Here is a 12,802-nt window from a genome sequence, read left to right on the forward strand (position 1 = left end):
ATGACTGAAAAAACTAATACGGTCACTCTTGGTGACAGGGTGAAGGATATAGCAAAGGATTTTGGACTTCCGAGACTGATCATTACCGGATTTCTGGTACTCCTTCTTGTGGTTTCACCTTTTGTAGGAGCTGATCTTCCTACACAGATCTCAAATATCATAAATCGTTTCAGCTGGAATGGAATCCTGGTGCTTGCGATGGTACCTATGGTTCATTCGGGCTGCGGTCTTAATTTCGGATTGCCTCTCGGAATCATTTCAGGACTTTTGGGAGCTACACTGTCCATTGAGCTTGGATTCACAGGAGCATTTTCTTTCCTTATGGCAATCCTTCTTGCAACACCTTTTGCACTTGTGTTTGGATGCATTTACGGATGGCTTCTCAATAAGATCAAGGGCGGAGAAATGATGATCGCGACCTATGTTGGTTTTTCATCGGTTTCTCTTATGTGTATGATGTGGCTGCTTCTTCCTTACCACAGTCCTAACATGGTTTGGGGTATGGCAGGAAAGGGTCTGAGAACAACTATTTCCCTTGAGGGTTACTACACACAGGCACTTGCAAAGATTCTTCAGATAAACATCGGAAATCTCTCTATTCCGACCGGTTCAATTCTTTTCTTTGCACTTCTGGCTTTCGGTATGTGGGCTTTCCTTCATACTAAAACAGGAACTGCAATGACTGCCGTAGGTTCAAATCCGGAATTTGCAAGATCTTCAGGTGTAAATGTTGACAAGATAAGACTTATTTCTGTTGTAATGTCTACATGGCTGGCAGCTATCGGAATCCTTGTATATGAGCAGGGCTTCGGATTCATTCAGCTTTATATGGCGCCATTCTACATGGCCCTTCCGGCGGTTTCTGCGATTCTCATCGGAGGTGCTTCCGTTAATAAGGCATCAGTTATGAATGTTATCATCGGAACCATCCTTTTCCAGGGTATCGTTACCATGACACCGACAGTTATGAATAATATGATTCATCTTGATATGAGTGAGGTTATCAGAATAATTGTTTCCAACGGAATGATTCTGTATGCACTTACAAGAAAAACGGAGGAAACAAAATGAATAAGATAAATTATGGTGATTTATTAAGACGTTTTTCCGTTCCACTCATGTTTGTTATCATTTGTGCTGTGTGTGCACCTATTTCGGGACTTTCCCCAAGCTATCTTTGCAATGAGATAGTTACAAGAATGGGAAGAAATGCATTTCTTATACTGAGTCTTCTCATTCCTATCATGGCCGGAATGGGACTTAACTTCTCTATGACACTTGGTGCCATGGCAGGAGAAATCGGACTTATCCTGGTTAGCGACTGGCAGATAGTGGGCATCCCCGGAATGATACTGGCTATGATAGTTTCTGTTCCTATCTCAGCTCTCCTCGGACTTTTCTGCGGAAAGGTTCTCAATATGGCTAAGGGTCGTGAGATGATAACCAGTTACATCATCAGCTTTTTCATCAATGGTATCTACCAGCTTATCGTGCTTTATCTCATGGGACCTGTTATCCCGATTAAGCACAGCAACATCAAGCTTCCAAGAGGCTATGGTATCAGAAACACAGTTTCACTTCTTTCCATGAGACAGAAGCTTGATAACCTTATACCGCTTAACATCGGGGGTGTTAAGATCCCTGTGGCAACATTTATCATCATATTCCTTCTTTGCCTCGTTATCATCTGGTTTAGAAAGACAAAGCTTGGTCAGGATATGAGAGCAGTAGGTCAGGATATGGGTGTTGCCAGAGATTCAGGTATCGATGTTGAACGTACCAGAATCATATCCATGGTTCTCTCAACAGTATTTGCGGGAATCGGAATGATCATTTACCTCCAGAACATGGGTAACATCGCAACCTACAGTTCACACTCTCAGATCGGTATGTTCTGTATCGCTGCACTTCTGGTTGGTGGTGCGTCAGTCGAAAAGGCATCCATCGGTAATGTTTTCCTCGGAATCATTCTCTTCCACACCATGTTTATCGTGGCGCCGAAGGCAGGAACTGTTATAACCGGTGACTCAATGATCGGTGAGTACTTCCGTGTATTTGTATCTTATGCGGTTATTACAGTGGCTCTTATCATGTATGAGACCAATAAGAGAAAGAACAAGTCAAAGGCCGGTGAGCAGCTGGCACTGGCTCAGGAGGAAGCAAATGAATAATTCAAAAAAGAAGACATTGATATATCGTATTGCAGCCTTTCTGGTTATCATGGCGATAGCAGCTGTTATGTTTGTTATCGGAAGAGGTCACACGGTTTACTTTGATAATAAATCTTCTGATCTGGTAGCCGAAGTTCCTTACAAAATCGAGGTCAAGGTGGATGGAAAGAAGGTTGCTTCTCTGAAGAAGAACGAGCGTGGTATGGTTGATGTAATGGGACAGAAGCTGACCATGGAGCTTGTGGTTACAGAAGAGAAGGGTGGCGATACAGTACAGATGAAGGTTACTCAGCCTCTTCCGTACAATATGGATGGTATCATCTTAAACATTCCCGCCATGCTTAAAGGGGCTTCTCAGGATCAGTACGTTTCAGAGTTTATTTCCGTACCTTCTGAGTCTGATGCAGCGGAAGAAGTTGTTGTAACGGATGATACAGCCGGACTTATGGATTTCGGTGAAGAGAGCGAAGCATCACAGGGTTAAAAAGACCGGAGCCGGAGCTTTGTTTTGACAATTTAATATATTTAAAGAAGCGGCGGCGAATAATTACCGGCTTCGATATCTCAGTAAATAAAAGCCTTCCGAAGAAGACGACGCAGAGTCATCCTTCTTCGGAAGGCTTATTCTCATTTTAGATTTTTTTTAGAATTAAAAATCAGAAAGCCTATTGACCTGGAGTGAACTCTAAGGTGTAGTATGACCTTACAGACACCGATATGAAACAGTAACAAATGAGGACATTTATATAGAGGTAAGAAGAAATAAATGAGAGATATGGTTATAAAGAACGAAACTTTTGATGAAGAGAGAGCCCTTTATGGGAGCAGAGATATCATTGTGGAGGGCTGCAGGTTTGACGGCCCCGCAGATGGAGAGAGTGCTTTTAAAGAGAGCAGAAAAGTTGTGGTGAAGGATAGCTATTTCAACCTCAGATATCCGTTTTGGCATGATGATGGGCTAGAGCTTGATGGCATTGAAATGACTGAAAGCTGCAGGGCAGCTCTTTGGTATACAAATGATGCGAACATAAGAAATTCAAAAATGCACGGAATAAAGGCACTGAGAGAATGTTCCGATATAAATATTGAAAACTGTGACATCATTTCTCCTGAGTTTGGCTGGTCTGTGAAGAATATCAGTATGAAGGATACTGAAGTTCAGAGTGAATATTTCATGATGAGATCAGAGCGGCTTGATTTTTCGAATGTGACTCTCAAGGGCAAATATTCTTTCCAGTACATCACGGATTCTCTTTTTGAGAACTGCAATTTTGATACAAAAGATGCTTTCTGGCATGCGAAAAATGTTGTTGTGAGAAACAGTGTGGTAAAGGGTGAATACCTAGCTTGGTACTGTGAAAATGTCACTTTTGAAAACTGCACCATCATCGGGACTCAGCCCCTTTGCTACTGCAAGGGACTAAAGCTTATAAACTGCAGGATGGTTGACACAGATCTTGCTTTTGAAAAGTCAGATGTTGAAGCAACCATAACTACTCCGATGATCAGTATCAAGAATCCTCTTTCGGGTTCCATATCGGTTCCCGAGGTTTCAGAGATCATCAGGGATGATGAGAATTCCAACGGAAAGATCATAGTAGGCGGAAAGGAAAAGTGTGCCTGACCAGAGGACACAAGGAAATACAGGAGACAATCAGAAAGGCAACTGTATGTCAGATATTAAGACTCAAAAACAGCATCAATAGACGAGGAGAAAAACCATGACCATCAAAGAAGTATGTGAAAAATACAATCTGACTCCGGATACGCTCCGTTATTATGAGAGAGTCGGTGTTATCCCTGAGGTTACAAGAACGGCCGGGGGAATCAGGGATTATCAGGAAGTTGACATCGGATGGGTGGAGAATGCCGTCTGTATGCGTGATGCCGGAGTTCCGGTGGAAATGCTGATAGAATATGTGAAGTTATTCCGGGAAGGCGATAACACCATAGATGCCAGAACAAATCTGCTTAAGGAAGTAAGAGAGCAGATCCTAGAAAACAGGAAGAAGTATGATATTGCACTGGAAAAACTTGAATACAAGATAGGCAGATACGAAATAGCACAAAAAACAGGAAAACTGACCTGGGAATAAATTTAGGAGGATAAAAAATGTTAGGAAATTTCAGTTACAAGAATGCAACAAAGCTCTATTTTGGAGATGATTCTTTAAAGTATTTAAATGAGGAACTTCCAAAATACGGGAAAAATGTACAGCTCATTTACGGTGGAGGATCTGTAAAGAAGAACGGTATCTATGATGCTGTTGTTGAAATTCTTAAAGCAAATGGGAAAAATATCATTGAAGATTCCGGGGTAATGCCTAACCCTACAGTAGCTAAGCTTCGCGAAGGTGTTAAGCTTGCCAAAGAGAATAATGTTGACCTGCTTTTGGCAATTGGCGGTGGTTCATGCTGTGACTATGCAAAAGCAGTGTCAGTGTCAGTCCACTGTGATGAAGATCCATGGGAGAAATATTATATCCGATTTGAGGAGCCGACCTGCGAGATCGTTCCTGTAGGCTGTATCCTCACAATGGCAGGTACCGGTTCGGAAATGAATGCCGGTTCTGTTATCACTAATCATGAGACTCATCAAAAGATAGGGCATGTATTCGGTGAGGAGGTCATGCCAAAATTCTCCATCCTTAATCCGAAATACACCATGAGTCTTCCGAAGAGACAGATGGTGGCAGGTATATATGATATTTTCAATCACATCTGCGAGCAGTACTTCTCAGGGGAAGACGACAATACCAGCGATTACATTGCTGAGGCTCTGATGAAGTCAGTTGTTCATTCTTCATTGATCGCTATCGAGAATCCTGAAGATTATGAAGCAAGATCAAATATTATGTGGACTGCAACCTGGGCTCTGAACACGCTTATTTCAAGAGGAAAGACCACTGACTGGATGGTGCATATGCTCGGACAGTCTGCCGGAGGATATACCGATGCAACACATGGAATGACACTTTCCGCAGTATCACTGCCATATTACAGATTCATCATGCCTTATGGACTTCAGAAGTTTAAACGATTTGCAATGGAAGTTTGGGATATATGCGCAGAAGGCAAGTCTGATGAGGAAGTTGCAAAGGCAGGTCTCGAAGCAATGGAAAACTGGATGAAGAAACTTGGTGTAGCCATGAGTCTTTCTGAACTCGGAGCTACAGAGGATATGATCGAAGGTATCGCTGACGGTACATTTATTCTTGAAGGCGGATACAAAGTACTTACCCGAGATGAGATTGTACAGATTCTGAAAGAGAGTCTGTAACGTAGAAGTAGTTCTCTCGATGATAAAGCTGTCTTGTTTCAGTTTCCTTTCAGCTAATGGTGATAATATATGACCATCAGATGAGATACATCTGAACCCTATAGAAGTTTTTCATACTACTACTCTAAAGCCGGCAGCCCCCAAATCTGCCGGCAACCCTCTGAAAACCGATGATCAGATAATATGCACTCTATCATCTTTATATAATAAACAAACCGGCTATAATAATGTTCTGCAGCGGGGTTTTATATGGTAGGCATTCGGGAATGACATTAAAAAAAGCAATGCGCTATGTTTTTCAGGAGATATGCCATAAATATATTGACACAAAATTCACTCAATGCTATGCTTGTGTCACAGTGCATATGGCACAGAAAGGGGCGATATCATGAAAAAAATGACAATTGAAGATGCTTTAAAAAGAATCAAAGAGTTGGAAGACGAAAACGCAAGGCTCAAAGAAGAACTTGAATACTACAAAAATAGAAAAATCGGCGGAAGAAAGAAACATGACGAGCAGTGGATGCAGGGCTATAACGACTTCGTTGTCCAGTATGAAAGTGGAAAGACCATAATGGAGATTGTAGATACCGGTTTATGCAGCCGTAGGACAGCTTACAGATACAAGACTTATTACGATGAGCTCAATAAGATGAAAGATGATAAACAATAATTACGGAACTATGTGAATCTAAATCCTGTATCTGAAGCAAAGCGTTATTTTCCAGCTCCGCAACCTGATGAGCAAATCTCAAATATATTTGTCCTGCCGCTGTAGGAATCATCTTTCTGTTTTTACGTAAAAACAGACTTGCCCCAACATTATTTTCAAGTTTGGAAAGGTCTGGGAAATGACGGAAAGGTATTGAAAGGACTTTGGAAGGCGAAAGAAAGAGGCGTTTTATTTGATGCCTGCAATGGTCGCAGCAACTTCGATCTTGACGTGTGTAAGGAAGCCTTGGCTCAGGGTTTCACACCTGACATAATAAGCAGTGACAAAAACACCTAAAGCTTAAAGAAATAAATGATAAATATTCTGACCAGGTGATCATGACTCATTAATGGGCAAGTCAGCTTATGTGTTCTGATAATTGGGCCGACTATATATTTAGTTGACTTATAGGAGAAAAATGCTTTTCGCAGGAGGAAACAGAATGATCATTAAAGCTGTAAAACTATTTGAAAATGGATTCATGACACAGTTCCTTGCATTTGGCGGAGAAGGAAAAGAGGGTATAGACCCGGGCAAAAAATATCGGTCGAGCCTTCAGAACTATGTGATCGATACCGGAAGTGAAGTCATACTTGTAGATACTGGTGTGCCTTCTGAAATGCCGGAACAGGTGCCGGATGAGAAAACCATGATTTATATGGGAAAGAAAGTGGCAAATTATGTGGATGCACTTGCTGATGCCGGGTATAAGCCTGAGCAGATCAGCAAAATTCTGATAACCCATAAACATGCCGATCATACCGGAGAATTGCGCGCTTTTCCAAATGCAACGATTTATGCTGCAAGAGAAGAATGCAAGGCAGATGAACTTAAAACATTTTCAAATGTTGTGCCCGTGGACTTTACGGATGGAGCCTATAAGAACTTTAAAGCCTCAAAGAAGATTGCCGACGGGGTCTGGTTTATTGAGGCGAAGGGACATACAACAGGCAACAGCATTGTGATCGTGGAGGACGGTAATCTGTTTTACATGATCCATGGGGATGTAACCTATACAGATGAAGCACTTTATGAAAACAAGCTTTCCATTGTGTTTGAGGATGTTAAAGCTGCAAGGGATACTCTGGATGCGGTACGGGAATTTATAAAGAACAACCCTACGGTATATCTCTCTACACATACACCGCTGGGATATGAGAACCTCGAAGAGAAGAAGGTTATCGATCTCGATAATCCTCCGGAGAGTAAGCCTGTAGGTGAGATTTCGGTCGGTAAGGCAACTGGTAAGTACGTTTGCACGGTTTGCGGATATATTTACGATCCTGCTGAAAATGACGGTATAGCTTTTGAGGATTTACCGGATGATTGGAAATGTCCAAAATGCAGGCAGGGCAAAGAAAAATTCAACAAAGCGTGATTTAAGCTTTGCTTTCTGCTACAGGCTTTGATCAGATAATCAGTATAAAATATTCGGTAATCCTGTGGAAACCGATGATCAGATAATATGGGCTCAATCATCTTTATTTAAATCAAACGGCTGGAGCTTGAAGTGAAGGAAAGAAATACATAATATATCAGGTGCAGAAGTGGGTGGCATACGTGTTTGCCACTCACTTTTATTTTAGAATTTTTTTAGAAATAAAATGAAGAAAGCCTATTGACCTGGAGTAAACTCCAGGATGTATAGTGAAGATGTCGAAAAGTTTTGAAGACAGTAAAGCTTTCTCCGAATAAGAGAGGATTATATGCTAAGAAAAAATATCAGTTTGGTCCTGTGGCTGATTCTTATATGTATTTTTACGGCATGTGGAAATGGCACAGCAAACGCTTCTAATTCATGGGCGTATACAAGACTTGGAAAGATTAATTTATCACAGGAAGAACTTGAAAAATTGCTAAGCAATGGTGATGTCACTATCACATTAGGCATAAATTAGGAGGACTTATGGCAAAGAAAGTATTGATAATTGAAACAAGTTTAAGACAAGATAGCAATTCTGACAAACTTGCAGATAGCTTTTCGATTGGGGCAAAGGATGCCGGAAACGAAGTGGAAGTTGTTTCGTTAAAAGGAAAGAATATCGGTTTCTGTACCGGATGTTTTGCCTGTCAGAAGCTGGGATATTGTACTATCAAAGACGATGCAAATGAGGTCACTGAAAAGATTTTGGAAGCAGACGTGGTTGTATGGTCTACACCTATCTATTACTACGAGATGAGCGGACAGATGAAGACCATGATAGACCGTGCAAATTCTCTTTACCCAAGAGATTATAAATTTAGAGATGTTTACCTGCTGTCTGTGGCTGCGGAAGATGAGGATTATGTAGACGAGCATGCTGTTGGTGGCGTACAGGGCTGGGTAAACTGTTTTGAAAAGGCAGAGTTCAAAGGAAAGGTTTTTGCCGGCGGTGTAAATGACCAAGGCGATATCGAAGGACACAAAGCATTAAAGGAAGCTTATGAAATGGGCAGATCCGTATAAGGAGAGTATCTGAGATGATAAGAAAGCCATACCTTTTGATAAGATTAAGGATTTCTTTGAGTATAATTTGAAATAATAAAGTTTGAGGACAAGGTTAGAGCGCTACATATCTGATGACGGAATGCCTGAGAAGGATACCGATTTTATAAGGAAATAGATGGATTGATGAGGTTGAAAGATGAATAAAAAGAAAAAGATAAAGCTAAAGGAAAAAAAGATTTTGCAGGTGGCTCAGGATTCGGATATGATTATAAAAAAGAAACCTTAAGGAGGCTCACATGAAAAATACCAAAAATGCAATATGGACATTCAATAAGGATATAGATTTTGAAGAGTGCGGTAAAGGCGTAAAGAGAAAGATTCTCAGTTATACCGACGAAATGATGGTGGTTGAGAATCATTTTGAAAAAGGCGGTATCGGTGCCATGCATTCTCATCCACATACCCAGATCACCTACATAGTCAGTGGTAAGTTTGAATTCACAATAGGTGAAGAAAAGAAGATAGTAAGTGCGGGAGATACTCTTTTAAAGAAGAACGGAATTGAGCATGGATGCGTGTGTCTTGAGGAGGGTATACTGCTTGATTGCTTTAATCCAATGAGAGATGAATTCGTAAAAGATTAATAAATTAAAGAAAAAATGGCTCATCCGTTTTTGTCGGATGAGCCATTTTTTCTCTCTCAAGCTTAAACTATTAACCCATCGAGAAAAGTTTGGGTATCACCTGAAAATGTCGGCATTGTTTATCCGATCCATATCTTCGCAGCAGCTAATGACACATATATTGCATCCATCTTAGTGAAGTCAATCCCGAAGGTCTTTTCCAGCTGATTGATCCTGTATTTTACAGTATTGAGATGGAGGTTCATGACGTCTGCGGTTTTTTGTTTGGAGCAGTTAAGCTGAACATAGTGTTTTAATGTCTCGAAATATTCTGTTTTATATTCCGCGTCATACTTCAGTATTTCAAGCATTTCCGGCATGATGAAGGTTCCCGCTTTATCACCGGAACCAAGGCGTATGCATTCCTGAAGAAAGGCATCATAGTGGTCTGTGAAGTATTCGGCTTTACCGTTTCCGTTTAGAAGAGCTATGGCTGCCTGGATCGCATAGGATTTTACCAAATGTAATTTCGCAAAGGGAAGGCTGTATCCAAGCCGTACTTTTTTTCTGATAAGCCGGTCAGGTATATCATGCCCATTGCATAGAAGAATATAGCATTGGTTGCTGATTATGGCACCGACAAGCGTTGGGTCGGAGCTTCTTATATCCACAAGGAATGCCCGGAGTATCTCGATGCGTTCTTTGTCCTTAACATCAGCCTTAACTATATGATAGGGCGGCTTTCCCAGGTATCCTACATTCTCAAGGATTTTTCGTCCGGTGTGTTCTGATTCCGGTGTGTCTTGTAAGAGTAATGCCAATGCCTGCTCATAGGTGGTTCCCGGTGTTTCCGATGAGACCCTCAGATACACGGCAGCGGCATTGCTTATATTGATGACTTCGTCTTCAGTCATATTTTCATGGAGAACAATGGTGAGTTTTCCTATGGGTCGTCTCTCGTAAATGATATCCATGATCACAATGTCTTCATCTATATGATCATCATGTAAGAAAACGGGTTTTCGATTTCCGCTTACTTTTTCCAGAAGTCCGTTATCAACCCAGGCATTAACTCTTTCCATGGTTTTGCCGGCGTCAAAATCGATGAGATAATCCCTGGCATCCGGATCATGTGATTGGGCCAGAACCCTGTAAGAGCCATCCATTATCCAAAAAGGATTTTTAATGTTTAAGGCGCAGGCATCCACGAAACTCTGCAGATCCTTTGATTTTGTTATTATTTCAAATAATTCCTGTTTATTCATAAGGATGATTATAACAAAAAAGACGGAGAAAAAGCATTTGGCATGTGCTTTTTTCCGTCTAATCTTTTCTGCCCACAATTTATTGCTCAATCCGCCGGTGATGGTTAGCTAAGATTTGACCAATGTTTCAGGAACAGTAGGGTTTAATTTTCTTTTAAGGTGATCATTCAATCAGCCTTTAGCGTAGAGTGCAGCTTCCTCACCGCAGATTCTTCCGCCTGAGAGTGCATTCATCATAGTTACACCCTCAACTAAAGGATAAGAATTGTTGAACATTTCTGCAACATCATTTCCGGCTGCATAAAGTCCCTTGATGACAGTTCCGTCATCCTTGATTACCTGAAGGTTTGAGTTAACAAGAACTCCGCCGATACCACCAAGTGAAACAGGTCTTGCCTTTACTGCGTAAAGTGTTCCGTCTCCAAGGCTCTTCAAATACTTAGAAGCCTTTCCGTATACAGGATCTACGCCATTCTCGCAGGATGCGTTGTAGTCTGCCAATGTCTTCTCAAGAGTCTCAGCATCGATGCCCATGTTTGCTGCGAGCTCGGAAACATTTGCACCCTTAAATACGATGCCCTTTGAAACTCCGTCCTCGAGAGCTGCACGGAACTCGGTCCATCCTTCATCAATTGAGAACATAGGGATGGTAGGCTCATAAGCTACTGCTGTATCAACATCCAGTGCCTTTGCGCCGCCCTCTTCGAGAGCCTTTACCATATCCTCTGAAATGATGGAATAGAAATATTCACCCTGTGTAGCTGCCGCATTTGAGCAGAGAGCTGTGTCATAGTTGAGGTCTTCAGGACAGAATCTTGCAGCACGTCTGTTTACCCAAACGCTTGTAGGCATGTAGATAGCCTTTGCGATCTCATCCTTGCCCTGACCGGTCTGGATACCTGAATAAGAGGTTACACCGTGATACTGCTGGATAGTCTTGCCCTTTCCTGCACCGATGGCACGTGACATGGTAGCGCCGTCACCGGTCTGAGTACCTGTTGTAAATGTCTCAAGAGGGAATCCAACCTCTTCCTCGATCATCTCGGCATTGGCACCGAATCCGCCTGTTCCGAGAACAACTGCCTTACAGGAAATATCGTAGGTTGTGCCGTCCTTTGCAGTTGCGATAACACCTGTGATGGCATCATTCTCAGCCTTGAGTTCGGTTGCCGGTGTCTCGAAGTAAACCTGGCCGCCGGCCTCTGTAAACTTATCGATAAGAGTTGTGTAGTAGCCTGCTTTGTTCTCCTGATCCTTGTAGATGTGATAGGTCTGGAAACCGTCAGCGTGAGCAGCCTGCTCTGTACCCATAAAGGTGAATTCCATTCCGTTCTCCTCGAGCCAGTCGATGGTCTCTCCGGAGCGGTTGGAAATGTTATAGAAGAGCTGTCCGTCATCCATCCAGCAGTTATAATCCTGCCAGTATTTAAGAACATCAGCGGTTGTAAATGTTCCTGCAACACCTGCCTCCTGCTGATCCTTTGAATCGATACCCATAGGACCACCTGCAATGATGGATACACCACCGGGAGTTGCGGCTTTCTCCAGGAGGATTACATTAGCACCGTTCTGCTGTGCGGTAAGAGCTGCGGAAACACCGGTTGCACCTGCTCCAACTACAACTACATCTGCCTCAAGTTCCTTTACCGCAGTTGACTTGTTGGTGCCTGTATCCTTTGAAAAACTGTCAGGATTTCCGCCGGCTGCGGTAATGGCACCCTTTACGGCCTCCATGATGGCATCTGAGGTAATGGTTGCTCCGGTAACGGCATCAACAAAAGGTGTGCCGGCATCAACGATAGCCTTGGGAAGCTGCTCCAATGCTGTAGTAGCAACTTCAGGGGTTTCTGTGTTGTCGCCGATGGTTACTTCAGCTATAGCTCCATCCTTGATAACTGTGGTAACTGTCATTTTTCCGTTACGTCCGTCAACAGTGATGTCGTAGCTTCCGTCCTTAAGATCGCCGTCGGCTTCAGTGCCATCTGCCTGAGTTTCTTCGCTTGTCTCAGCGGCTACTGTGGTTTCGCCTGCAGCTTCTGTTGTACTTGCTGTTGTTGCCTCAGGAGTTCCTGTGGCAGCGCATCCTGTCATAACCATTCCTGCGATGAGAACAGTTGATATGATTTTTCTCTTCATGATATTTCTCCCGTATTTCATACTACAATAAATAACGTTAAAAAATTAACATGTACTTATAATCGCATAGCTTAATAAAAAACGATATGTCTGTTTCGGACAAACGGGTTATTGAAAAATCATCATGGCGGCTAATGGTTATCACAATGAACCGAGACTTGGCATTGACCTGATTCCTAGTGTAGAA

13 protein-coding genes are annotated in these 12,802 nt (G+C 42.2%); 11 read left to right on the forward strand and 2 right to left on the reverse strand.

Annotated features, from left to right (window positions below; all coding sequences use genetic code 11):
• The 11 genes from T357_RS0107225 to T357_RS0107285 all read left to right on the forward strand — a co-directional run bounded on the left by T357_RS0107225 (position 1) and on the right by T357_RS0107285 (position 9,235).
• Positions 1 to 1,071 (forward strand): ABC transporter permease, encoded by a 1,071-nt coding sequence (locus T357_RS0107225; RefSeq protein ID WP_031550320.1) that lies wholly within the window; start codon positions 1 to 3, stop codon positions 1,069 to 1,071.
• Entirely contained in the window at positions 1,068 to 2,171 is a 1,104-nt protein-coding gene (locus tag T357_RS0107230) for an ABC transporter permease (protein ID WP_031550322.1), read from the forward strand. Before T357_RS0107225 ends, T357_RS0107230 begins: the two co-directional genes overlap by 4 nt.
• Positions 2,164 to 2,655 (forward strand): DUF6672 family protein, encoded by a 492-nt coding sequence (locus tag T357_RS0107235; RefSeq protein ID WP_044916397.1) that lies wholly within the window; start codon positions 2,164 to 2,166, stop codon positions 2,653 to 2,655. Before T357_RS0107230 ends, T357_RS0107235 begins: the two co-directional genes overlap by 8 nt.
• A gap of 282 nt (positions 2,656 to 2,937) precedes the next feature.
• Positions 2,938 to 3,795, forward strand: coding sequence for a DUF3737 family protein (locus T357_RS0107240; protein WP_031550330.1), 858 nt, complete (start codon positions 2,938 to 2,940; stop codon positions 3,793 to 3,795).
• A gap of 97 nt (positions 3,796 to 3,892) precedes the next feature.
• The gene (locus tag T357_RS0107245) at positions 3,893 to 4,267 is read left to right on the forward strand and encodes a MerR family transcriptional regulator (protein WP_031550334.1); all 375 of its coding nucleotides are present in this window, start codon (positions 3,893 to 3,895) and stop codon (positions 4,265 to 4,267) included.
• A gap of 17 nt (positions 4,268 to 4,284) precedes the next feature.
• The gene (locus T357_RS0107250) at positions 4,285 to 5,451 is read left to right on the forward strand and encodes an iron-containing alcohol dehydrogenase (protein WP_031550337.1); all 1,167 of its coding nucleotides are present in this window, start codon (positions 4,285 to 4,287) and stop codon (positions 5,449 to 5,451) included.
• Positions 5,452 to 5,839: 388 nt separating this feature from the next.
• Positions 5,840 to 6,124: a hypothetical protein gene (locus tag T357_RS0107255; RefSeq protein WP_330373097.1), complete on the forward strand. Its 285-nt coding sequence runs from the start codon at positions 5,840 to 5,842 to the stop codon at positions 6,122 to 6,124.
• Between the two features lie 192 nt (positions 6,125 to 6,316).
• Positions 6,317 to 6,460: a hypothetical protein gene (locus tag T357_RS0107260; protein WP_197027312.1), complete on the forward strand. Its 144-nt coding sequence runs from the start codon at positions 6,317 to 6,319 to the stop codon at positions 6,458 to 6,460.
• A 145-nt stretch (positions 6,461 to 6,605) separates the two neighbouring features.
• Positions 6,606 to 7,541, forward strand: a complete 936-nt coding sequence (locus T357_RS22325) for an MBL fold metallo-hydrolase (protein ID WP_031550346.1) — start codon at positions 6,606 to 6,608, stop codon at positions 7,539 to 7,541.
• A 528-nt stretch (positions 7,542 to 8,069) separates the two neighbouring features.
• A complete protein-coding gene (locus tag T357_RS0107275) occupies positions 8,070 to 8,609 on the forward strand; it encodes a flavodoxin family protein (RefSeq protein ID WP_031550352.1) in 540 nt (179 codons plus the stop codon).
• A gap of 278 nt (positions 8,610 to 8,887) precedes the next feature.
• Positions 8,888 to 9,235 carry a cupin domain-containing protein gene (locus tag T357_RS0107285; protein ID WP_031550356.1) on the forward strand — a complete coding sequence of 116 codons (348 nt, stop codon included), beginning with the start codon at positions 8,888 to 8,890 and terminating at the stop codon, positions 9,233 to 9,235.
• Positions 9,236 to 9,354: 119 nt separating this feature from the next.
• On the opposite strand, the gene T357_RS0107290 is transcribed toward T357_RS0107285, so the two are convergent.
• The gene (locus T357_RS0107290) at positions 9,355 to 10,479 is read right to left on the reverse strand and encodes a helix-turn-helix domain-containing protein (RefSeq protein WP_155991301.1); all 1,125 of its coding nucleotides are present in this window, start codon (positions 10,477 to 10,479) and stop codon (positions 9,355 to 9,357) included.
• A gap of 171 nt (positions 10,480 to 10,650) precedes the next feature.
• Positions 10,651 to 12,615, reverse strand: a complete 1,965-nt coding sequence (locus T357_RS0107295) for an FAD-dependent oxidoreductase (RefSeq protein ID WP_031550361.1) — start codon at positions 12,613 to 12,615, stop codon at positions 10,651 to 10,653.
• Between the last annotated feature and the right edge of the window lie 187 nt (positions 12,616 to 12,802).

Source organism: Oribacterium sp. FC2011, from assembly GCF_000701645.1.
Classification (GTDB): domain Bacteria; phylum Bacillota; class Clostridia; order Lachnospirales; family Lachnospiraceae; genus Oribacterium.

What these genes read in the sequence shown, in the direction of transcription:
- T357_RS0107225 (WP_031550320.1), top strand. Translation starts at nt 1, where the DNA reads ATGACTGAAAAAACTAATACGGTCACTCTTGGTGACAGGGTGAAGGAT.
- T357_RS0107230 (WP_031550322.1), top strand. Translation starts at nt 1,068, where the DNA reads ATGAATAAGATAAATTATGGTGATTTATTAAGACGTTTTTCCGTTCCA.
- T357_RS0107235 (WP_044916397.1), top strand. Translation starts at nt 2,164, where the DNA reads ATGAATAATTCAAAAAAGAAGACATTGATATATCGTATTGCAGCCTTT.
- T357_RS0107240 (WP_031550330.1), top strand. Translation starts at nt 2,938, where the DNA reads ATGAGAGATATGGTTATAAAGAACGAAACTTTTGATGAAGAGAGAGCC.
- T357_RS0107245 (WP_031550334.1), top strand. Translation starts at nt 3,893, where the DNA reads ATGACCATCAAAGAAGTATGTGAAAAATACAATCTGACTCCGGATACG.
- T357_RS0107250 (WP_031550337.1), top strand. Translation starts at nt 4,285, where the DNA reads ATGTTAGGAAATTTCAGTTACAAGAATGCAACAAAGCTCTATTTTGGA.
- T357_RS0107255 (WP_330373097.1), top strand. Translation starts at nt 5,840, where the DNA reads ATGAAAAAAATGACAATTGAAGATGCTTTAAAAAGAATCAAAGAGTTG.
- T357_RS22325 (WP_031550346.1), top strand. Translation starts at nt 6,606, where the DNA reads ATGATCATTAAAGCTGTAAAACTATTTGAAAATGGATTCATGACACAG.
- T357_RS0107275 (WP_031550352.1), top strand. Translation starts at nt 8,070, where the DNA reads ATGGCAAAGAAAGTATTGATAATTGAAACAAGTTTAAGACAAGATAGC.
- T357_RS0107285 (WP_031550356.1), top strand. Translation starts at nt 8,888, where the DNA reads ATGAAAAATACCAAAAATGCAATATGGACATTCAATAAGGATATAGAT.
- T357_RS0107290 (WP_155991301.1), bottom strand. Translation starts at nt 10,479, where the DNA reads ATGAATAAACAGGAATTATTTGAAATAATAACAAAATCAAAGGATCTG.
- T357_RS0107295 (WP_031550361.1), bottom strand. Translation starts at nt 12,615, where the DNA reads ATGAAGAGAAAAATCATATCAACTGTTCTCATCGCAGGAATGGTTATG.